The 20,722-nt window shown below is 75.7% G+C and carries 17 protein-coding genes; 13 read left to right on the top strand and 4 right to left on the bottom strand.

The window, feature by feature from the left end; translation table 11 throughout:
• Positions 1-24: 24 nt before the first annotated feature.
• Entirely contained in the window at positions 25-1,404 is a 1,380-nt protein-coding gene (locus E1285_RS07480; protein WP_132149470.1) for an NADP-dependent succinic semialdehyde dehydrogenase, read from the top strand.
• A gap of 42 nt (positions 1,405-1,446) precedes the next feature.
• Here E1285_RS07480 and paaZ read toward each other — a convergent pair whose 3' ends face one another.
• Positions 1,447-3,483, bottom strand: a complete 2,037-nt coding sequence (gene paaZ / locus E1285_RS07475; protein WP_243722621.1) for a phenylacetic acid degradation bifunctional protein PaaZ — start codon at positions 3,481-3,483, stop codon at positions 1,447-1,449.
• Between the two features lie 188 nt (positions 3,484-3,671).
• Here paaZ and E1285_RS07470 point away from each other — a divergent pair, with 188 nt between their 5' ends.
• Both E1285_RS07470 and E1285_RS07465 read left to right on the top strand, forming a co-directional pair.
• A complete protein-coding gene (locus E1285_RS07470; protein WP_132149466.1) occupies positions 3,672-5,252 on the top strand; it encodes an AMP-binding protein in 1,581 nt (526 codons plus the stop codon).
• A 61-nt stretch (positions 5,253-5,313) separates the two neighbouring features.
• A complete protein-coding gene (locus E1285_RS07465) occupies positions 5,314-5,769 on the top strand; it encodes a hypothetical protein (protein WP_132149464.1) in 456 nt (151 codons plus the stop codon).
• A gap of 3 nt (positions 5,770-5,772) precedes the next feature.
• Here E1285_RS07465 and E1285_RS07460 read toward each other — a convergent pair whose 3' ends face one another.
• Positions 5,773-9,075 (bottom strand): hypothetical protein, encoded by a 3,303-nt coding sequence (locus E1285_RS07460; RefSeq protein ID WP_132149462.1) that lies wholly within the window; start codon positions 9,073-9,075, stop codon positions 5,773-5,775.
• A gap of 99 nt (positions 9,076-9,174) precedes the next feature.
• Here E1285_RS07460 and mgrA point away from each other — a divergent pair, with 99 nt between their 5' ends.
• From mgrA to E1285_RS46485, 3 genes are read left to right on the top strand one after another with little or no spacing between them, the layout of a single operon-like run.
• Entirely contained in the window at positions 9,175-10,200 is a 1,026-nt protein-coding gene (mgrA, locus tag E1285_RS07455) for an L-glyceraldehyde 3-phosphate reductase (protein WP_132149460.1), read from the top strand.
• A gap of 26 nt (positions 10,201-10,226) precedes the next feature.
• Positions 10,227-10,700, top strand: coding sequence for a YbhB/YbcL family Raf kinase inhibitor-like protein (locus tag E1285_RS07450; RefSeq protein WP_243722620.1), 474 nt, complete (start codon positions 10,227-10,229; stop codon positions 10,698-10,700).
• A 4-nt stretch (positions 10,701-10,704) separates the two neighbouring features.
• The gene (locus E1285_RS46485) at positions 10,705-11,067 is read left to right on the top strand and encodes a DUF6343 family protein (protein WP_207946461.1); all 363 of its coding nucleotides are present in this window, start codon (positions 10,705-10,707) and stop codon (positions 11,065-11,067) included.
• Here E1285_RS46485 and E1285_RS07440 read toward each other — a convergent pair.
• Entirely contained in the window at positions 11,061-11,918 is an 858-nt protein-coding gene (locus E1285_RS07440; RefSeq protein WP_132149458.1) for a glycosyltransferase family 2 protein, read from the bottom strand. The genes E1285_RS46485 and E1285_RS07440 overlap by 7 nt on opposite strands.
• 12 nt (positions 11,919-11,930) lie before the next feature.
• Entirely contained in the window at positions 11,931-12,842 is a 912-nt protein-coding gene (locus E1285_RS07435; protein ID WP_132149456.1) for a glycosyltransferase, read from the bottom strand.
• A 204-nt stretch (positions 12,843-13,046) separates the two neighbouring features.
• Here E1285_RS07435 and E1285_RS07430 point away from each other — a divergent pair, with 204 nt between their 5' ends.
• The 7 genes from E1285_RS07430 to E1285_RS07400 form a co-directional block, all read left to right on the top strand.
• On the top strand, positions 13,047-14,684 hold the full coding sequence (locus E1285_RS07430; protein WP_132149454.1) for a carbamoyltransferase C-terminal domain-containing protein: 1,638 nt from the start codon (positions 13,047-13,049) through the stop codon (positions 14,682-14,684).
• Positions 14,684-16,207, top strand: a complete 1,524-nt coding sequence (locus E1285_RS07425) for an HAD-IIIA family hydrolase (protein ID WP_132149452.1) — start codon at positions 14,684-14,686, stop codon at positions 16,205-16,207. Before E1285_RS07430 ends, E1285_RS07425 begins: the two co-directional genes overlap by 1 nt.
• Positions 16,204-17,214, top strand: coding sequence for a glycosyltransferase family 9 protein (locus E1285_RS07420; RefSeq protein ID WP_132149450.1), 1,011 nt, complete (start codon positions 16,204-16,206; stop codon positions 17,212-17,214). Before E1285_RS07425 ends, E1285_RS07420 begins: the two co-directional genes overlap by 4 nt.
• Positions 17,211-18,206, top strand: coding sequence for a glycosyltransferase family 4 protein (locus tag E1285_RS07415; protein ID WP_132149448.1), 996 nt, complete (start codon positions 17,211-17,213; stop codon positions 18,204-18,206). The genes E1285_RS07420 and E1285_RS07415 overlap by 4 nt, the downstream gene beginning before the upstream one ends.
• Positions 18,203-19,444 (top strand): glycosyltransferase, encoded by a 1,242-nt coding sequence (locus tag E1285_RS07410; RefSeq protein ID WP_132149446.1) that lies wholly within the window; start codon positions 18,203-18,205, stop codon positions 19,442-19,444. The genes E1285_RS07415 and E1285_RS07410 overlap by 4 nt, the downstream gene beginning before the upstream one ends.
• Positions 19,441-20,040, top strand: coding sequence for an SIS domain-containing protein (locus E1285_RS07405; protein WP_132149444.1), 600 nt, complete (start codon positions 19,441-19,443; stop codon positions 20,038-20,040). The genes E1285_RS07410 and E1285_RS07405 overlap by 4 nt, the downstream gene beginning before the upstream one ends.
• A partial coding sequence (locus E1285_RS07400) for a PfkB family carbohydrate kinase (RefSeq protein WP_243722619.1) occupies positions 20,037-20,722 on the top strand: 686 nt, incomplete at its 3' end. The genes E1285_RS07405 and E1285_RS07400, both read left to right, overlap by 4 nt.

The following is a 20,722-nucleotide window of genomic DNA, read 5'->3' as shown; positions in this document are numbered from 1 at the left end:
ACACCACCCGGGGAGCATCCCGACATGACGACGATCGCCACGACCAATCCCGCGACGGGAGAGGTCGAGAAGACCTTCGACGCGCTGACCGACGAGGAGGTCGACCGGCGCGTCGCACGCGCGGCGGAGACGTTCGCGTCCTACCGCACGACGAGCCTCGCGCAGCGCGCGGAGTGGATGCACGCGGCGGCGGGCATCCTCGACCGGGAGTCCGGCCCCATCGCCGCGATGCTGACGACGGAGATGGGCAAGACGCTGAAGGCGGCCGTGGCCGAGGCGCAGAAGTGCGCGAAGGCGTGCCGGTTCTACGCCGACCACGCGGAGGAGTTCCTGGCCGACCGCCGCCCGGCTGACGCGGAGGACGTGGGCGCGCGGGACGCCTACGTGCGGTACGAGCCGCTCGGGCCCGTGCTGGCGGTCATGCCGTGGAACTTCCCGCTCTGGCAGGTGATCAGGTTCGCCGCGCCGGGCCTGATGGCGGGCAACACGGGGCTGCTGAAGCACTCCTCGAACGTCCCGCAGACGGCGCTGTTCCTGGAGGACCTGTTCCGCCGCGCCGGGTTCCCCGAGGGCGCGTTCCAGACGCTGCTCATCGGCTCGTCCGAGGTGGAGCGGGTGCTGCGCGACCCGCGGGTGAAGGCCGCGACGCTCACCGGCAGCGAACCGGCGGGGCGCTCGGTCGCCTCGATCGCCGGCGACGAGGTGAAGGCGACCGTCTTGGAGCTCGGCGGAAGCGACCCGTTCGTCGTGATGCCGTCCGCCGACATCGAGGCGGCCGCGCGGACCGCCGCGGAGTCCCGGTGCCTCAACAACGGGCAGAGCTGCATCTCGGCCAAGCGCTTCATCGTCCACGACGACTGCGCCGACGAGTTCGAGCGGCTGTTCGTCGAGAACATGCGCGCGCAGAAGGTCGGCGACCCGATGCAGGACTCCACCGACGTCGGTCCCCTCGTCAGCGAGGAGGGACGCGCCGAGGTCGAGGAACTGGTCGCCGACGCGACCGGCAAGGGCGCGACCGTGCTGTGCGGCGGCGAGCGCCCGGCGGGGCCCGGCTGGTTCTACCCGCCGACGGTGGTCTCCGGGGTGACCCCCGGCATGCGCATGTACCACGAGGAGGTCTTCGGGCCGGTCGCCTCGCTGTTCCGCGCCGCCGGGATCGCGGAGGCGATCGAGGTCGCGAACGCGACGGGCTTCGGGCTCGGCTCGAACGCCTGGACCCGCGACGACGCCGAGCGGGAGCGGTTCGTCCGGGAGCTGGACGCCGGGCAGGTCTTCGTCAACGGGAAGACGACGTCCTACCCGGAGCTGCCGTTCGGCGGCACGAAACGCTCCGGCTACGGGCGCGAGCTGTCGGCGGAGGGCATGCACGCGTTCTGCAACGCCAAGACGGTCTGGGTGGGCTGACCCTCTGCGCCCCGGCCGGGGCGCAGGGGGCCGGCGCGCCCGTCAGTCCTGCTTGGGCCGCTTGGCCACGAGCGTCAGCACGTCGTACTTGGCGACCGACGCGCCTTCCTGGTTCGTGACGTCGGTGTCCCAGCGGACCTCGCCGTACCCGGCGCCCTCGCGCGGCGAGATCTGCTTCGCGGTGAGCGTGACCGTCAGCTCGTCGCCGGGCTTGACGGGGGTGAGGAACCGCAGGTTCTCCAGGCCGTAGTTCGCCAGGACGGGCCCGGGGGCGGGCTCGACGAAAAGGCCCGCCGCGAACGACACGACGAGGTAGCCGTGCGCGACCCGGCCGCCGAAGAACGGGTTGGCCTTCGCGGCCTCCTCGTCCATGTGCGCGTAGAAGACGTCGCCGGTGAACTCCGCGAAGTGCTCCACGTCGGCGAGGGTCACGGCGCGGGGGCCGCCGACGGCGGTGTCGCCGGCGCGCAGGTCCTCCAGGTGCTTGCGGAACGGGTGCTCGGCGGTGACCGTCCGGTCGGTGCCGGGGACCCACCGCCCGGTGATCGAGGTGAGCATCGCGGGCCCGGCCTGGACGGCCGTGCGCCGCATGTGGTGCACGACCCCGCGGATCCCGCCCAGCTCCTCGCCGCCGCCGGCGCGGCCGGGGCCGCCGTGGACGAGCGCGGGCAGCGGCGAGCCGTGCCCGGTCGACTCTCCGGCGTCCTCGGAGTTCAGCACCAGCAGCCGCCCGTGCCACGGCGCGGCGCCGAGCACCACGTGCCGGGCGAACCCGGCGTCGCCGGTCACGACCGACCCGGCGAGGCTGCCGCGGCCGCGCACCGCCAGCTCGACCGCGTGGTCGGCGCCGTCGTAGGGGAGCAGCGTGCTCACCGGCCCGAACGCCTCGACCTCGTGCGGCTCGGCGCGGGCGGTGTCGTCGGCGCGCAGCAGGATCGGCGACATGAACGCGCCGCGCTCGGCGTCCGCGCCCCGGACGTCCACGCGCCCGGGGTCGCCGAAGACGAGGCTTCCCGCGTCCAGGAGCGCCTTCAGCGAGCGCCGCACCTCCTCCCGCTGGTCGAGTCCCGCCAGGGCGCCCATCCGCACGTCCGGGTCGGACGGGTCCCCGACCACGACCCTGGACAGGCGGTCGCGGACGGCTTCGGCGACGTCGTCGATGAGCGCGGCGGGGACCAGCGCGCGGCGGATCGCGGTGCACTTCTGCCCCGCCTTGACGGTCATCTCGGTGACGAGCTGCTTGACGTACAGGTCGAACTCCGGCGTGCCGGACGCGGCGTCCGGGCCGAGGATCGAGCAGTTCAGCGAGTCGGCCTCGGCGTTGAACCGGACCGCGTTCCCCACGATCGCCGGGTGGGTGCGCAGCAGCCGCGCGGTGGACGCGGACCCGGTGAACCCGACGATGTCCTGCTCGGTGAGATGGTCGAGCAGGTCGCCGGGGTCTCCGCAGACCATCTGCACGGTGCCCTCCGGCAGGATGCCGGACTCGGCGATCAGCTCGACGAGCCGCGCCGTCAGGTAGGCGGTCTGGCTCGCGGGCTTGATCAGGCTCGGCACTCCGGCGAGGAACGCGGGCGCGAGCTTCTCCAGCGGCCCCCACACCGGGAAGTTGAACGCGTTGATCTGGACCGCGACACCGTGCGACGGGGTGCACAGGTGCTGCCCGACGAACGTCCCGCCCTTCCCGAGCGGCTCGACGTCCCCCTCGATCAGCACCGTGTCGTTCGGCAGCTCCCGCTTGCCCTTGCTCGCGTAGCCGAACAGGACCCCGATGCCGCCGTCGATGTCGAACTTCGAATCGCCCGGTGTCGCGCCCGTCCGCGCCGACAGGGCGTACAGCTCCTCGCGGTGCTCCCGCAGGTGCGAGGCGAGCGCCTTCAGCAGGGCGGCGCGCTGGTGGAACGTCAGCTCCCTGAGCACCGGGCCGCCGACCGCCCGCCCGTACCGGAGGGCGGCGCCCATGTCGATGCCCGCCGAGGAGATCCGGGCGACCTCCTCTCCCGTGACGGCGTCGCGCAGCGGCGCCCCCTCGTCCTCTGGAGCATGCCAAGAACCCGACACATAACTGCGCAGCACCACTGGGACCTCCTTGTCCGTTTCTCTGAGTCTTCCTGCCACCCGCGAGCGTGGTTCACGCCTCGCAGACATGACAGCCGGGATGCGGTCCGTTTGTGTACTCGTCTCCGGAATGAGGCGTTCTGGTCTGCCCGAGGCAGCAGAGAGACAGATCTTGTGGATTTGTTCCTCCGGTGAATACGCTGCCGGTCATGGTCACGCGCACCCGGATCTCCGCCGAGCTGAACGGGCTGCGGGCCGCCGTCCGCGCCGGGATGGTCGGCCCCATGCCGCCGAAGGCCCTCGCCGCGACGGCGCGGGCGCTGCGGGGCTACGGGCCGCTCGGCGCCGCGACGGCGCTGCCCGCGCACCGCTTCCCCGACCGCACCGGCCTCGTCGACGAGCGCGGGAGCCTCACGTTCGGCGAGCTGGACCGGCGCTGCAACGCCCTCGCCAACGCCCTGCGCTCCCGCGGCATCGGCGTGGGCGACACCGTCGGGATCCTCTGCCGCAACCACCGCGGCCTCCTGGAGGCGATGTCGGGGGCGGCGAAGACGGGCGCGTCCGTCCTGTTCCTCAACACCGACTTCGCCGCGCCCCAGCTCCGCGACGCCGTGGAACGCGAAGGCGTCACCGCCCTGGTGCACGACGAGGAGTTCGCCGCCGTCGTGGACGGCCTCGAACTCCCGTGCTTCACCGAGACCGGCCTGGACGACCTCATCGAGGGCGCCGACGGCGCGCCGCCGCCCGCGCCGTCCCGGCCCGGCTCGATGGTGATCCTCACCAGCGGCACGTCGGGGCGGCCGAAGGGGGCGCCCCGCCCGCAGTCCCGGTCGATGGCGCTGCCCGGCGGCATCCTGTCGAAGGTGCCGTTCCGGGGCGGGGGAGCCATGTTCGTCGGCCCGCCGCTGTTCCACGGCCTCGGCCTGACCTCCGCGATCCTCGCCCTGGGGCTCGGATCGACCCTCGTCCTGCGCCGCCGCTTCGACGCCGGGAAGGTGCTGGACGATCTGGAGGCGCACCGGTGCACCTCGCTCATCGCCGTCCCGGTGATGCTCAGCCGCCTCCTGGCCGTCCCCGGCCTGGAGACGCGCGACCTGTCCCGCCTCGACGTGGTCATGACGGGCGGCGCGAGGCTCGACGCCGCCCTCGGCGGCCGCGCGCTGGCGGCCTTCGGGCCGTCCCTCCACAACTTCTACGGCTCCACCGAGGCGTCCTGCATCACGATCGCCACCCCGGACGACCTGGCCGCCGCGCCCGGCTGCGTCGGCCGCCCGCCCGCCGGGACCACCGTCGCGGTCCTCGGCGACAACGACCGGCCCGTGCCGGCGGGCGCCACCGGGCGGATCTTCGTCGACACCCCCGCCCGGTTCGGCGGATACACCGGCGGGGGCGGCAAGGAGGAGGTCGGCGGCCTGATGGCGGTCGGCGACCTCGGCCACCTGGACGCCGGCGGCCGGCTGCACGTCGACGGCCGCGCCGACGACATGATCGTGTCCGGTGGCGAGAACGTCCATCCCGGCGAGGTCGAGGACCTCCTCGCCGCCCACCCCGGCGTCGAGGAGGCCGCCGTCGTCGGCGTTCCCGACGAGGAGTTCGGGCAGCGGCTGCGCGCCTACGTGGTGCCCGCCTCCGGCGGACCGACGGCCGACGACGTCAGGTCCCACGTCGCGGCGAACCTCGCCCGCCACAAGGTCCCCCGCGACGTGGTCCTCCTCGACCGGCTGCCCCGCAACCCCGCCGGCAAGGTCCTCAAGCGCGACCTCCCGGACGTCCCGCTACCTCCGGGGTAATCGCCCGCGCGACGTCCCGTCCGTAGCGTCGGGGTCATCGACCGCAGAGAAGGAGACCACGATGACCGCGACCCGTTCCATCAGCGCGGACGGCCTGTTCACCGACGCCCGCCGGCTGCTGCGCCTCGCGCTCCGCCTGGACGCCGTCGTGACGGGCGCCAACGGCCTGGCCTACCTGGTGCTCGCCGGGCCGCTCGAAGGACTCCTCGGCCTCGACGCGGCCGCGGGGCGCGCGATCGGCGCGTTCCTGCTCGCTTACGCGGCGGCCGTGTGGGCGGTCTCGGTCCCCGGCCGCCCCCGCCCCCGCGCCGTGAGCGCGGTGGTGGAGGCGAACCTGCTGTGGACGGTCCTGAGCATCGTCACGGTGGCCGCGGGCTGGCTCTCCCTGAGCACCGTGGGCACCCTGTGGGCGGTCCTCCAGGCGATCGTCGTCGCGGGGTTCGCGGTGGTGCAGTACACAGCGCAACGCCGCAGCCACGGCCGAACGGACGACGGGTTCGGCTCGGCCGGCCGATGACGGTCACGGCGCCGGCGCGACGTCCCAGGCGGACTGGCCGGCCTCCACGTGCGGGGAGCCGCGCAGTTCGCCGAGGAGGCCGCGCCACTCGTCCGGCCACCCGGCCTCCGGCCCCGCCCGCCGCACCAGCGTGACGGCCAGCAGATGGGACACGGCGTCGTCCCGGCCGGCGAGCAGGCGGGCGGCGGGCAGCAGCCGCGCGTGCCCGCCCGCCTGCGGCGGGCGGTGACCGCCGACCGCCCGGAGCAGGCGGTCGGCGACCCGGGCGGCCAGGAAGGGGCGGTCGTGGAGCAGGTCCGCGAGGGCGGCCACCTCGCCGGCGATCCGCTCGGGGGTGACGCCGTCCTCGGTGAGGTGGGCCGAACTCACCGCCGCCTCCACGGCCTGGGCGACGTAGAGCGGATTCGCGGCGAGCATCCGGACCGCGCGGCGGCCCAGCGGCGCGTTCGCGTGCCCGGCGGGCAGGTGGGCGATCACGTTCGCGATCGCGGTCGCCCGCGACCGTGCCCGGTCGCTCATCTCGGCGGCCAGCAGGGCGGAGAGCACGTCCAGTGCCTCCTCCCCCGCCGAACCCGCCCGCACGAGCGCGTGCAGGACCGGAAGCTCGCCGTCCCCGGCCGGGTCGTCCGGATCCGCGACGGCGGCGAAGATCTCCGCGAACCCTTCCTCGTACCAGGGCGCCCACGCGCCGAACGCCTTGGACGTCCGGAACCGCACGCCCGGGCCGTCCGCGGCGGAGACGAGCCGCCGGACGAGCGCGGCATAGGGGGGCCGGTGCGCGGGGGCGTACTCCGAGGGCTTGGCCTGGCAGAGCGTGCGCAGCAGCGGCTCCGACGCGTGGGGACCCGCGGCGTCGCCCAGCGCGGCGACAGCGCGGGGGTCCTCGGGCATGCGGCGCAGCGCCGCCGCGACGGCGACCCGGACGTCCCGGTGCAGGCCCGGGTCGCTCCACGCGCGGAGGAGGACGTCCGCCGCGGCCGGGACCCGCAGCCGTTCGAGCAGCCGGGCGGCCTCCTTGCGGGCGGTCACCTTCCCGTCCCGGCCCGCCAGCGCGTCCGCCAGGACAGGCCCGAGCCTGGACGGCGGCACCGAGGCGCTGCACGGTCCCATCGCCGCGACCGCCACCGCCGACCGGGGGCCGCGCGCGTGGAGGAGGAGCACCGCGAGGGCCTCGGCCGGACGGTCGGCGGCCGCGATCGCCTCCAGCGCCGCCTCGGCGAGGACGGGTTCGTCCTCCCGTCCGGCCCAGGGCACGAGGTCCCCGAGACCGCCCGGCAGCCGCCCGAGCCCGCCCACGGCGCCGATCCTGGCGTCGGCCGGTCTCCGCTCGTCCCGGACGGCCGAGGCCAGTTCCGCCCGCACGCGCTCGATCTGGGCCGGTGTCCAGCGGCCCGGGTCCCGCGGCCGGACCTCCGGGACCCATTCCGCGGTCTCGAACCGGCCCGCCCGGCCGCCGTCCAGGGCGGGCTCGAGAAGGTCGGTGCGGCGGCCGGCGACGACGCGCCAGACCTCGGGCAGGACGATCGCGGTGGCGTCGGCGGCCAGCAGTTCCGCGGCGCGCTCCTCGCGCGGCGCCGGGTCGGCGAGCCACAGCGCCGCCGCCTCGCGGGCGAGCGGCTCGCGCGCGTCGAGGACCGCCGCGCGCAGGTCGTCCTGGAGGTCGGCCAGCGCGAACGCCCGCCGCCCGAGCGAGCGGGCCAGGGCGACGACGGTCTCGTGGTCTCGCAGGTGCGGGCGCAGGACGTCCACCAGGTCGCGCTCCCCGCCGCGCGGGAGCACCCGGTCGAGCCGGTGGCCGTCGAGCGCCTCGGTCCCGTGCCCGGCCACCAGCCCGGCGTAGACGTCGAAGGCCCAGCGGGTGAGGGCGGGCGGACCCGCGTGGCGGAGCATCCGGTCCGCGAGGTCGCGCAGCGTCCGCCGGGTCGCCGCGGACGAGTCGCGTGCCGTCACGGCCCGCTCGGCGATCCCGGCGAGGGGCGCGGCGAACGCGCCGTCCAGCAGCCGGAGCGGCACCGAGGCCAGCGCTTCGATGAACGCCGTTCTCAGCGGGTCCCGCTCGTTTCGCGTGCGGCCGGCGAGCTCGGTGACCAGGCTCAGCAGGAGCGCCGGGTCTCCGGTCCGGGCGGTCAGCTCGACGAGCAGCGCGCGGGCGAGGCCGCGCCGGCGCGGGTCGCCGCCGAACGCCGCGTCCCGGACTGGTCCGGCGGCCTCCTCGTAGGGAAGGTGGGCGGTCAGTCTCAGCGGGATCTGCGGATCGTCCAGCCGGGACCGCGCGGAATGCCACACCGAGCCGTGCCACTCCAGCATCCGCCGGGCCTCGGCCGCCGCCCGGTCCGGCGGCAGGAGGCCGAGCAGCGCAAGGTTCCGCACTCCCCTGGGCGGACGGCCGTACCCCTCCTGCGCGAGGTCGAACACCTCCGCGCGCCGGCCCGGCGGGACGTGGACGAGGACCTCCCCCAGCCAGTAGGGGTCGTCCGGCAGGAACTCGCGGAGCTCCGGCGCCCGGAGGCGGCTCACGTACGCGAAGTACGCCCACGGCGTGCGGCCGCGGCGGCGGCCCATCCGCCTCGCCACCCGGGCGGCCCGGACCGCGTCCACCCTGAACAGCGCCGGGACGGCCGCGGCGGGCAGGTGCGCGGCGGGCCGGCGGGAGCCGTCCCGTTCGATCAGGTCGAGCAGCGCCGCCGGGTCCTGCCGCGCCAGAGCGGGAAGTCCGGCCTTGCACTGCCGCCACCACGACCATTCGGACACGTGCTCGTGGGCGTGGGCGAGGAAGGGCCCGGGGTGGCGTCCGGCCAGGGCGCGCCAGGACGTGACGGCGTGGGCCAGTTCGGGCAGGAGTCGCGCGACGGCCTCGCCCGTGCAGGCGGGCAGCAGGGCGGCGGCCTCCCGGTCGCCCCAGCGGGCCCGCACGTCCGGCAGGAGCCGGTCGGCGAGGCCGGCGCGGCGGGCGTGGCGGAGCGTCCGGTAGAACGCCCGGCGCAGGCCGGCGGGCGCGTCGTCCAGGACGGCCGCGGCCGCGTCGTCGGAGACGGGCAGGGTCCGGACGGCCCGGAGCGCCGCGCGCCGCAGCACCATGTCGGGTCCGGCGAGCACTCCCTCGACGTACGGGAGCTCGCGGGCCGCCATGGCCATGTGCAGGGCGATCCGGCGCTCGTACCGCCCGCGTGCGGACAGGCCGGCGAGGAGGTCGCGGAGTTCGGCGGTCCCGGCGAGGTTCCGGGCGCGAAGGGCCAGTTCCCGCATGCGCCGCGGGGAGGGCAGGGTTTCGAGGGCCGGTTCCCGGACCGGCTCGGCGGGGCTCAACGGCCCGGGCGGAGACCGCCCTTCCTGGAGATCATGGACCGATGATGGCCGATCCGGGGGGCGTCCGGCAAGCCCGGCGGCGCTGGGATACTCGTGACCATGACTTATGTGGCGGACGGCGACCGGTACGAGCGGACCCCCTACCGGCGGTGCGGGCGCAGCGGGCTCCGGCTCCCGGCGATCTCACTCGGCCTGTGGCACAACTTCGGCGACGACCGGCCCCTGGACGTGCAGCGGGCCATCCTGCGGCGCGCCTTCGACCTCGGCGTCACGCACTTCGACCTGGCCAACAACTACGGGCCGCCGTACGGCTCGGCGGAGACCAACTTCGGCCGGTTGATGCGGGAGGACCTGGCGCCGTACCGGGACGAGATCATCATCTCGACCAAGGCCGGTTACGACATGTGGCCGGGCCCGTACGGTGAGTGGGGATCGCGCAAGTACCTGCTGGCCAGCCTCGACCAGTCGCTGAGCCGGATGGGCCTGGACTACGTCGACATCTTCTACAGCCACCGTTTCGACCCCGAGACGCCGCTGGAGGAGACGATGGGCGCGCTGGACCGCGCCGTCCGGTCCGGGAAGGCGCTGTACGCGGGGATCTCGTCCTACTCCCCCGAGCGCACCGCGGAGGCGGCGGCGATCCTGCGGGAGATGGGGACGCCGCTGCTGATCCACCAGCCGTCCTACTCGATGCTCAACCGGTGGATCGAGGGCGGCCTCCTCGACACGCTCGGGCGGGAGGGCGTGGGCTGCATCGCGTTCTCGCCGCTGGCGCAGGGGATGCTGACCGGCAAGTACCTCGGCGGCGTGCCCGAGGGGTCGCGGGCCAGCAAGGGCACGTCCTTCTCGGCGAGCCTGCTCACCGAGGAGAACGTCGAGCACGTCCGGACGCTGAACGAGATCGCCGAGGGGCGCGGGCAGTCGCTCGCCCAGCTCGCCCTGGCGTGGTCGCTGCGGGACGCCCGGGTCACGTCCTCGCTGATCGGCGCGAGCAGCGTCGCGCAGCTGGAGGAGAACCTCGCGGCCCTCGACCGCCTGGACTTCACCGCGGACGAGCTCGCCGCGATCGACCGGGACGCCGTCGAGGCGGGGATCAACATCTGGGCGGCCTCCAGCGCGGGCTGACCACCGGGCGTGTGCATCGACCGGGCATGACGGGGCACGAGCAGCGCATGGAAGAGATGATGCTGCGCAGCGCCGCGTTCAACGATCACACGCTCATGCCGTCGGAGTACTCGCACGACAGCGGGGACCTCTCGCCGCCGCTGGAGTGGTCGCAGGCCCCCGAGGAGGTGGTGGAGTTCGCGCTGGCCTGCGAGGACCCGGACGCCCCCACCGGCACCTTCGCGCACTGGCTGCTCGCCGGCATCGACCCCGCCGAGACGGGGATGGAGGCCGGCGAGCAGCCGACCGGCGCGGTGGCCGGGCGCAACGACTTCGGCGCCGAGGGATACGGCGGCCCGAAGCCCCCGGCGGGCGACGACCCGCACCGGTACTTCTTCCGGCTCTACGGGCTGTCCGAACCCTCCGGGCTGGGGCCGGGGTTCACGGCCGAGGACCTGCGCGAAGCCCTCACGGAGAAGCTCGTGGCGTCCGGGACCCTCGTCGGCACCTTCGGGAGGTGACCCCGTGACCTCCCCCGGCCCCCACGGGCCCGACCAGGACGGCCGGGATGGAACAGCGCCCGAGTGGCGCGATCCCGGGTGGCGCGGCCCCGGCTCGCGCGGCCGCTACCGTGACCGGCAGCCGAGCGGGCGCGAGCCGCTGACCGCCCGCAGCCCGCTCCGGCTGCGGGCGATCCTGTCGGGGATCGCCCTCCTCGGGACGGCGGCGGCCGCCGTGCTGTTCGCCCTGACCGCGCAGCGCGAAGGCGACGGCGGCCTGTGGGCGGTCGCGGCCGTGTGCGCGGCCATCGCCGTCATCGCCGCGATCGACCTGGTCGTCATCGCCCGCCGCCGCACCCGGACGCGGGAGCCACGGGACCCTCAGTAGCGGGTCAGCCGTGCGCGGTCCGCCTCCACGGCGGGCGGGACGGGGCGGCGTGCGCCGGCCAGCGCGGGCAGGGCGCGGGCGGCGTCCACGAGGCCCGCCCGACCGTCGCGGCTGCCGAGAGCCGACGCGGCGGAGCGGGCGACCGCCGGGAGCGGGCGGCGCAGCCACGCCGTCAGGAGCCGGTTGCGCGCCTCGCGGCGGCGGCGCGCCGCCGGGTCGCGGCCCACCCCGGACGGATGGTGGTGGACGACGAGCTCGGGCACGTAGGCGAGCCCCCAGCCCGCGGCGGCCAGGTCGAGCGCGAGCAGTTCCTCCTCCCCGCCGAAGTGCAGGACGTCGGAGAAGCCGCCCACGCCGAGGAACGCCTCGCGGCGGACGATGACCGAGCAGGCGAGGAAACCGAGGACGGCCGGGCCTGGCAGCCCGTCCGGCCGGCCGAGGGGCGAGCGGGCCATCCGCTCCGACACCGGCTCCGGCCGCTCCTCCCCGCCGATGAGCACGCGGGCCGCGAGCAGCGCCGTCCGCGGGTGGGAGTCGAGGATCTCCGCGGCGCGGTCCAGCGCGCCGGGCGCCCACCACGAGTCGTCGTCGGCGAACGCGACGTAGCGGGTCGAGGCGTGCCTGGCCGCCACGGTGCGGGCCGCGGCGCCGCGGTTGCGCGGCAGGCGCAGCACCGTCGCGCCGGCCTCCTCGGCGGCGGCCGCGGTGCCGTCGGCGGAGGCGTTGTCGGCCACGATCACCGGGGCGTCGTGGTGCGCGAGGCTGCGGCGCAGCTCCGGGGCGCGGTCGCGGGTCGCGACCAGGATGGTCACATCGGACCCGGTCTCATCGAGCGTGGTCTCATCGAGCATGGGGCCGCCTCCCTAGCTCACGTAACGGCGGGCCGTCGACTCCCGCTGGGAGGTCTCCAGGCGCCGGAGCCGTTCCTCGACGTCCGGTGGCAGCGTCCGGCGTTCGCGGGCCACCCAGGCGAGCCCGGCGGCGGCCTCGGCGAGCGCGCCCGCCGTGACGCGGTCGCGCGGCAGCGTGCGCAGCAGCCCGGCCGTGCGGCGTACGGCGGCGGGCAGCGGGCGGCGCAGCCAGGTGAACCACAGCGTGTTGCGGATGCCGTGGCGGCGCCGCCGGTGCGCCGCGCGCAACGGGGACGGCGCGTGGTGCACGACGACGTCCTCGGCGAAGCACAGCTGCCAGCCGAGCCCCATCAGGTCGGCGCTGAGCAGTTCCTCCTCGCCGCCCAGCCACAGCCGCGGGGAGAACCCGCCGGCCTCGCGGAACGCGTCCGTCCTGACCATGGACGCCCCCGCCAGGAACGACCCGAGCGCGGGGCCGGGCAGCCACGGCGGCCCGGGGACGGGCGAATCCCGCAGCTCGGGCACGATCGGGTCCTCGCGGCCGCCGGGCTCGACCAGGATCCGCCCGGTGACGACCGCGAGCCGCGGGTGCGCGTCGAGCAGGGCGGCGGCGCGGGACGGCGCGTCCGGTTCCCACCAGGTGTCGTCGTCGCTGAACGCGACGTACGGGGTGCGGACGTGGTCGACCGCGAGGTTGCGGGCGACCGCGCCGAGGTTGCGCGGAGAACGGATCAGATGAATTTCCGGGAATCCTTCCGCGACGGCGTCGGCGGTGCCGTCCCGTGAGGCGTTGTCCACCACGATGACCGGAGCCGGCTCGGCGATCTCGCGGATACGCGCGAGGGTTGCGAGCAGCGAGGCCCGCCGATCTCTGGTGATGACGACGACGGTGCAGCGCATGAAAGCGCCGGTACCCGAATCCATCGCCACTATTCGCGCATCACGCCTCTCACCAGGCTATTCCTCCACTCCAGCGACTTTCCTGACTTCAGTGTTTAGGGCCACGGTTATCGGCTATGTCGGAATCACCTATAGGGGATTCCGCTCCCAGCGAGAACCGCCAAGTGCCGATGCCCACGACGACGTCATCGGCACATCACCGAACGCTTGCGCCGAAACGAGGCTTTCATGCGCGTGCTCGGAATCAATGCGATCTTTCATGACCCGGCCGCCGCGCTGGTATCGGACGGGGCCGTCGTCGCGGCTGCGGAAGAGGAGCGCTTCAGCCGCCGCAAGCACGGCAAGCGGCCGGTGCCGTTCTCCGGCTGGGAACTGCCGGAGAAGGCGGCGCGGTGGTGCCTGGACGAGGCCGGGCTGGAGCCCGGCGACCTCGACGCCGTCGCCTACTCCTACGATCCGGGTCTCGTCGAGCCCGGCCTCGACGGGCACGACGTCCAGTGGGAACGGCTCCGCACGCTGTACGCGCAGCGGGCTCCGAACTTCCTGTCGACGGCGCTGCCGGGCCTCGACCCCGGGATCGTGCGGTACGTCCCGCACCATGTCGCGCACGCCGCGTCCGCCGCGCTGGCCGCGCCCGCGCCCGGGGACGGCGACGTCCTGGTCCTGGACGGGCGCGGCGAGTCGCACTCGCATCTGGCGGGGACGTACGAGGGCGGCGTCCTGACCCCGCTGCACGCGCAGCGCCTGCCGCACTCGCTCGGGCTGATGTACGAGGACCTGACCGAGCACCTGGGCTTCCTGCGCTCCAGCGACGAGTACAAGGTCATGGCGCTGGCGTCCTACGGGGAGCCGCGCTTCCTGAACGAGCTGCGCGAGCACGTCCACGCCACCGGGGACGGCGGCTTCGCCGCCATGGGGATCGACTGGGGCGCGCTGGCCAAGGCCCGCCCGTCCGGCGGCGAATGGACCCGCGACCACGCCGACCTCGCCGCGAGCGTCCAGGCCCGCCTCGAGGAGGTGCTGCTGGACCTGGCGTCCTGGCTGCACGGCCGCACCGGCTCCCGCCGCCTGATGCTCGCCGGGGGCGTCGCCTTGAACTGCGTCGCGAACTCCCGGCTGGCCGAGGCCGGACCGTACGACGACATCTGGGTGCAGCCCGCGGCAGGCGACGCGGGGACGGCCCTCGGCGCCGCGCTCCATGTGGCCCGGGACGGCGGCGACCCGCCGGCGGCCATGCCCGGCGCGGACCTCGGCCGCCGATGGGACGAGCGGGAGATCGCCGCCCGGCTCGACATCGCCAAGATCCCGTACGAGCGGCCCGGCGACCTGGCCTCGACCGTCGCGGACGCGCTCGCACGCAACGAGATCGTCGCGTGGTTCCAGGGCCGCTCCGAATTCGGCCCGCGCGCGCTGGGGCATCGCTCCCTGCTCGCCCACCCCGGTCATGAGGGAAACGTGGAGCGTCTCAACGACGTCAAGGGCCGGGAGCAGTTCCGGCCGATCGCGCCGATGGTCGCGCTCGACCACGCGCAGGAGGTCTTCGACGGGCCGCTGCCGAGCCCGTACATGCTCTTCGTGCACCGGGTGAAGCCGGAGTGGCGCGAGCGGATCCCCGCGGTCGTCCACGTGGACGGCACCGCCCGCATCCAGACGGTCGCCGCCGAGGACGAGCCGCTCGTGGCGCGGCTCCTGGAGGAGTTCCGCCGCCGGACCGGCCTGCCCGTCGTCATCAACACCAGCCTGAACACCGCCGGCCGCCCCATGGTCGACGACCCGCGCGACGCGCTGGAGTGCTTCGGCTCGGCCCCGGTGGACCTGCTGGCCATCGGGCCGTACGTGGTCCGCCGCCGGGAGGTGCGCGCTTGATGAGCTGCACCGTGGTCATCCCGACGATCGGCCGGGAGAGCCTGCGCGTCACGCTGCACGCGCTGCTCGCGGGCCTCAGCGGCGGGCGGGGGCACGCGCCGCACGAGATCGTCGTCGTGGACGACCGTCCCGCGCCGGGCGCGCCGCTCCCCCTGCCGTCGGCCCCGGCGGAGGGCGGGCCGGAGATCCGGGTGCTCCGTTCCGGCGGGCGCGGACCCGCCGCGGCCCGCAACGCGGGCTGGCATGCGGCAACGACCGAGTGGGTCGCCTTCCTGGACGACGACGTCGTACCCGAGCCCGGCTGGGCCGCCATGCTGGCCGCCGACCTCGCGGACCTGCCGCCCAAGGTGGGCGGTTCCCAGGGCCGGGTCACGGTCCCCCTGCCGTGGGACCGGCGCCCGACGGACTGGGAGCGCAACACGGCCGCGCTCGGCGGCGCGGACTGGATCACCGCCGACATGGCCTACCGCCGCGCCGTGCTCGCCGGGCTCGGCGGCTTCGACGAACGCTTCCGCCGCGCCTACCGCGAGGACGCGGACCTCGCGCTGCGCGCCATGGACGCCGGGCACCGCCTCGTCGCCGGCGAGCGGCGGCTGACGCACCCCGTCCGTCCCGCCGGTTTCTGGGCGTCGGTGAAGGCGCAGGCCGGCAACGCCGACGACGTCCTCATGCGGCGGGTGCACGGCCCATCGTGGCGCATCCGCGCCGGCGAGGGCCGCGGGCTGCTCCGCCGCCACCTGCTCACCACCGCCGCCGGTGCTCTGGCCGCGGTGGCTCCCGTGGCGCTGCGCGGCAGGCGCGGCGCGGCCGCCGCCCTGGCCGCCGGAGGCGTATGGGGCGCGCTGACCGCCCGGTTCGCGTACGAGCGCATCCGGCCGGGGCCACGCACACCGGGCGAAGTCACGGCAATGGCGGTGACCAGCGCCGTCATCCCGCCCGCGGCGGTGTGGCATCGGGCGCGGGGCCTCGCCGCCCACCGGGGAGCCCGGCCCTGGGCCGGGCCCCGGGTCGTGCTGTTCGACCGCGACGACACGCTCATCCGGGACGTCCCCTACAACGGGGACCCGGCGCGAGTGGAGCCGATGCCGGGCGCGCGGCGCGCCCTGGACCGGCTGCGGCGGCACGGCGCGCGGATCGGGGTCGTGTCCAACCAGTCCGGCGTGGCCAAGGGGCGCATCACCGCCGACGACGTGCGGCGCGTCAACGCGCGGGTCGAGCGGCTCCTCGGGCGCGTGGACGTGTGGGAGTTCTGCCCGCACGACGGCGGCGACGCGTGCGGCTGCCGCAAGCCGCGCCCGGGACTGATCGAGCGCGCGGCCGAGCGGCTCGGCGTGGCGCCGTCGGACTGCGCCGTCATCGGCGACATCGGCGGCGACGTCGAGGCCGCCGCCGCGGCGGGGGCGCGCGGCATCCTCGTCCCGACCGGGCGCACCCGGGCGGCGGAGATCGCACGGGCCGCCGAGACGGCGCCGACGCTGCTGGCGGCCGTCGATCTGGTCCTCGGCGGAAGGCGGCGCCGATGAGGGTCCTCGTCTCCCGCCAGGACAACATCGGCGACGTGCTGCTCGCGGGCCCCGCCGTGCGGGCGGTGGCCGAGCGCGCCGACGAGGTCGTGCTGCTGTGCGGGCCGCGCGGCCGCGCCGCCGCCGGCATGCTGCCCGGCGTCGACTCCGTCATCGAGTGGTGCGCCCCCTGGATCGACCCGGACGAGGTGCCCGTCGAGCGGTCGGAGATCGACGCCGTGACGCGCCGGCTCCAGGGGTTCGACCGGGCCCTGATCCTGACGTCGTTCCACCAGTCGCCGCTGCCGCTGGCGCTGCTGCTGCGCCTCGCCGGGACGCCGTGGATCGGCGGCATCAGCGAGGACTACCCCGGTTCGCTGCTCGACCTGCGGCACCGGCCGGGCGAGGACATGCCCGAGCCGCTGCGGATGCTCGCGCTGGCCGAGGACGCGGGGTTCCCGGCACCGGCCGACACCCGGCTGCGGGTCCGGGAACCGCTCCCCGGCACCGACCACCTCACCGGCGGCCGCGGGTACGTCGTGGTGCATCCGGGGACGTCGGTCCCCGCGCGCGCCTGGCCTCCGGAACGCTGCGCGGAGGCCGTGCGCCTGCTGGACGCGGCGGGCCACCGCGTCGTCGTCACCGGGCACGGCGACGAGAAGGAGCTGACCGCGTTCGCCGCCGGGGAGTACGGCCTCGATCTCGGCGGGCGCACGTCCCTGCCCGAGCTGGCGTCGGTGCTGGAGGGCGCGTGCGCCGTCGTCGCCGGCAACACCGGCCCCGCGCACCTGGCGGCGGCCGTCGGCACGCCGGTCGTGTCGCTGTTCGCCCCGACGGTGCCGGCCGCCCGGTGGGCGCCGTTCGGCGTCCCGATGGCGCTGCTGGGCGACCAGGGGGCCCCGTGCAAGGACAGCCGCGCCCGCGAATGCCCGGTCGACGGGCATCCCTGCCTGTCGTCGGTCAGCGCCGACGAGGTCGCCGCCGCCGTGGAGATCGTGGCGTCGGTGGAGGAGGTGCCCGCCCGATGAGGGTCCTGATGTGGCATGTGCACGGATCGTGGGCGACGTCGTTCGTCCACGGCCCGCAGACCACGCTCGTCCCCGCAACCCCGGACCGGGGTCCCGACGGGAAGGGACGGCCCGGCACGTTCCACTGGCCGGACCGCGCGATCGAGGTGGCGCCGGAACGGCTCCGCGACGAGGACGTGGACGTCGTCGTCCTGCAAAGGCCGCACGAACTGCGGCTTGCCGAGGAGTGGCTGGGCCGCCGCCCCGGACGCGACGTCCCCGCGGTCTACGTCGAGCACGACACGCCGCGCCGGACACCGTCCGACATCGGCGTCCCCGAAGAGGTCGTCCCCGACAGCCGCCACTTCCTGCACGACCGCTCCGACATCCCCGTCGTGCACGTCACGCACTTCAACCGGCTGTTCTGGAACTGCGGCCGCGCCCCGGTGAGGGTCGTCGAGCACGGCGTCGTGGACCCCGGCCACCGGTACACCGGCGACATGCCGCGCGCGGGCGTGGTCATCAACGACCCGCTGCGCCGCGGGCGCGTCGCGGGCACCGACCTGCTTCCCGAACTGGCCGCCGCCGTACCTCTGGACCTGTTCGGGATGAACGTCGCCGGCGTCCCCGGCCGGCTCGGCATCGCCCCCGAATCCCTCTGGACCTTCGAGGACCTGCCGCAGGCGAGGATGCACGAGGAACTCGCCCGCCGCCGCGTCTACGTCCACCCCTACCGGTGGACCTCCCTGGGCCTCGCGCTGATCGAGGCCATGATGCTCGGCCTGCCGGTGGTGGCGCTCGCCACCACCGAGGCGGTCGAGGCGGTGCCGCCGGAGGCCGGGGTGCTGTCCACGCGCGTCGCCACCCTGGCGGACGCCGCGCGGACCCTGGCCGCCGACCCGCCGCGTGCCCGCCAGATGGGCAAGGAGGCGCGGGCCCACGCCGCCGAGCGGTACGGCCTGCCCCGGTTCCTGCGCGATTGGCGGCGGACTCTCCAGGAGGTAACGCGATGAGGATAGCCATGATCTCCGAGCACGCCAGCCCCCTGGCCGCCGGGTGCGGCCCCGCGGCCAGGGGGCTGGGCGGGGCGGACGGCGGCGGGCAGAACGTGTTCGTCGCCGAACTCGCCGCCGAACTCGGCCGCCAGGGGCACTACGTCACCGTGTACACGCGGCGGGACGCGCCCTTCCTGCCCGACCGGGTCCGGCCGGCGCCCGGCGTGACCGTCGAGCACGTCCCGGCGGGCCCGCCCGAGCGGATCGCCAAGGACGGCCTGCTGCCCTGGATGCACGACTTCGGGCGCTACCTCGAGCAGCGCTGGGCCGCCGACCCGCCCGACGTCGCGCACGCCCACTTCTGGATGAGCGGCCTCGCCGCGATCCAGGCCGCGCAGCCGCCCGGGTCGCGTCGCGTTCCGGTGGTGCAGACCTACCATGCGCTCGGCACCGTCAAGCGCCGCCACCAGGGCGGCAAGGACACCAGTCCGGCCTCACGGGTGCGGCTGGAACGCGCGCTCGGCCGCGCCGCCGACACCGTCATCGCCACCTGCTCGGACGAGACCGCCGAGCTGAGCGCGATGGGCGTCCCCCGCGACCGCGTCCGGGTCGTCCCGTGCGGGGTCGACCTGAGCCTGTTCGGACCCGGCGGGTCACCGGCCCGCGGGGACCCGGCCGCCGGCCGGCACCGGCTCGTGGTGCTGTCCCGGCTCGTGGAACGCAAGGGCGTCGACACCGCCGTCCGGGCCCTCGCCCATCTCCCGGACGCGGAGCTGGCCGTCGCGGGCGGGCCGCCGCGCGGAGACCTGGACCGCGAGCCCGAGGTGCGCAGGCTGCGCAGGGTCGCGCGGGACGCGGGGGTCGCCGATCGCGTGGAGTTCCTCGGGCGGCTCGGCCGCGACGAGGTCCCCGCGCTGCTGCGGCCGGCGAGCCTCGTGCTCACCCTCCCCTGGTACGAGCCGTTCGGCATGGTGCCGCTGGAGGCCATGGCCTGCGGCGTTCCCGTGGTGGCGAGCGCCGTCGGCGGCCACCTCGACACGGTCGTGGACGGCGTCACCGGGACGCTCGTCGCCCCGCGCGACCCGGAGGCCGCCGCCGCGGCGGTCAGGGCGCTGCTGGACGACCCGGCCAAGCGGGCCGCGATGGGGTCGGCGGGCGGCGACCGGGTACGCGACCGCTACTCGTGGGCGCGCGTCGCCGCCGGCACCGCCGAGGTCTACCGGCATGCCGCCGCGTTGAGCGAGGTGGCGGCATGACGGCGCCGGCGGCGCAGACCAGGACCGCGACCGCCCGGGACCGGCGGCTGGAGGCGCTGGCCGAGGCGGCGCTGCGGTTCCGTGAGCACGTCCCGGCGATCGAGGCGTGGGGCGGTCGCCTCGCCGGTGTGCTGCGCGGCGGGGGGCGGCTGCTGGCGTGCGGGAACGGGGGCAGCGCCGCCGAGGCGCAGCACCTGACCGCCGAACTGGTCGGCCGGTTCGAGGACGAGCGGCGCCCGCTGTCGGCGATCCCGCTGCACGGCGACACCTCGGCGGTGACCGCGATCGGCAACGACTACGGCCCGGTCAACGTGTTCGCCCGGCAGGTCCAGGCGCACGGCCGTCCCGGTGACGTGCTGGTGTGCCTGTCGACGAGCGGCCGCAGCCCCAACGTGATCGCGGCGGCGCACCGGGCCCGGCGGCTGGGAATCACCGCGTGGGCCATCACCGGCCCGAGGCCCAATCCTCTCGCTGAGGCGTGCGACGAGGCGATCACCGTGCGGGCCGCGGCCGCCGCGACCGTCCAGGAGATCCATCTGGCCGCGGTGCACCTGCTGTGCGGGGCGGTCGACGACGCGCTGGGGGTGCGGCCATGACCGGTCCGCTGGTGGTGGTCGGTGACGTGCTGCTGGATGTCGACATCGTGGGCAGCAGCAGCCGGCTGTGCCCCGACGCGCCCGTGCCCGTGGTCGAGCAGGCCCAGGAGCGGCCCCGGCCCGGCGGGGCGGGGCTGGCGGCGCTGCTGGCCGCCGCCGCCGGACGCGAGGTGGTGCTGGTCACCGCGCTCGGCGACGACCAGGCGGGGCGGCGGCTGCGCGCGATGCTGGAGGAGCACGTGCAGGTCGCCGCGTTCCACCTGCACGGCGGCACCCCCTGCAAGCTGCGCATCCGCTCCGGAGAGCAATCGGTGGCGCGGCTGGACACCGGGGAGGGGCAGGCTCTGGACGGGCCCGTCGGCCCGCGCGTGGCCGCCGCGATCACCGGGGCCGGGGCGGTGCTGGTGACCGACTACGGCCGCGGCGTCACCCGGCACCGCGCCGTCCGGTCCCTGCTGGCCGGGCTGCCCCCCGGCGTCCCGGTGGTGTGGGACCCGCACCCGCGCGGCGAACCCCCCGTCCCCGGCGTCCGGCTCCTGACCCCCAACGCCGAAGAGGCCGCCCGCCTCGCCGCCGCCGACGGCGCCGACATCACCGGGTCCGGGCTGTCGGCCGCCGGGCGGTGCGGCCGCCACCTCGGCCGCGCCTGGGGCATCGACGGCGTCGCGGTCACCCTGGGCAC

Source organism: Actinomadura sp. 7K507 (assembly GCF_004348425.1).
GTDB lineage: Bacteria > Actinomycetota > Actinomycetes > Streptosporangiales > Streptosporangiaceae > Spirillospora.
This window is presented reverse-complemented; position numbering and strand designations above follow the sequence as displayed.

What these genes read in the sequence shown, in the direction of transcription:
- E1285_RS07470 (WP_132149466.1), top strand. Translation starts at nt 3,672, where the DNA reads ATGGTCACGCGCACCCGGATCTCCGCCGAGCTGAACGGGCTGCGGGCC.
- E1285_RS07450 (WP_243722620.1), top strand. Translation starts at nt 10,227, where the DNA reads ATGACGGGGCACGAGCAGCGCATGGAAGAGATGATGCTGCGCAGCGCC.
- E1285_RS07425 (WP_132149452.1), top strand. Translation starts at nt 14,684, where the DNA reads ATGAGCTGCACCGTGGTCATCCCGACGATCGGCCGGGAGAGCCTGCGC.
- E1285_RS07440 (WP_132149458.1), bottom strand. Translation starts at nt 11,918, where the DNA reads ATGCTCGATGAGACCACGCTCGATGAGACCGGGTCCGATGTGACCATC.
- E1285_RS07405 (WP_132149444.1), top strand. Translation starts at nt 19,441, where the DNA reads ATGACGGCGCCGGCGGCGCAGACCAGGACCGCGACCGCCCGGGACCGG.
- E1285_RS07435 (WP_132149456.1), bottom strand. Translation starts at nt 12,842, where the DNA reads ATGGATTCGGGTACCGGCGCTTTCATGCGCTGCACCGTCGTCGTCATC.
- E1285_RS07415 (WP_132149448.1), top strand. Translation starts at nt 17,211, where the DNA reads ATGAGGGTCCTGATGTGGCATGTGCACGGATCGTGGGCGACGTCGTTC.
- E1285_RS07480 (WP_132149470.1), top strand. Translation starts at nt 25, where the DNA reads ATGACGACGATCGCCACGACCAATCCCGCGACGGGAGAGGTCGAGAAG.
- E1285_RS07465 (WP_132149464.1), top strand. Translation starts at nt 5,314, where the DNA reads ATGACCGCGACCCGTTCCATCAGCGCGGACGGCCTGTTCACCGACGCC.
- E1285_RS07420 (WP_132149450.1), top strand. Translation starts at nt 16,204, where the DNA reads ATGAGGGTCCTCGTCTCCCGCCAGGACAACATCGGCGACGTGCTGCTC.
- E1285_RS07410 (WP_132149446.1), top strand. Translation starts at nt 18,203, where the DNA reads ATGAGGATAGCCATGATCTCCGAGCACGCCAGCCCCCTGGCCGCCGGG.
- E1285_RS07430 (WP_132149454.1), top strand. Translation starts at nt 13,047, where the DNA reads ATGCGCGTGCTCGGAATCAATGCGATCTTTCATGACCCGGCCGCCGCG.
- mgrA (WP_132149460.1), top strand. Translation starts at nt 9,175, where the DNA reads ATGACTTATGTGGCGGACGGCGACCGGTACGAGCGGACCCCCTACCGG.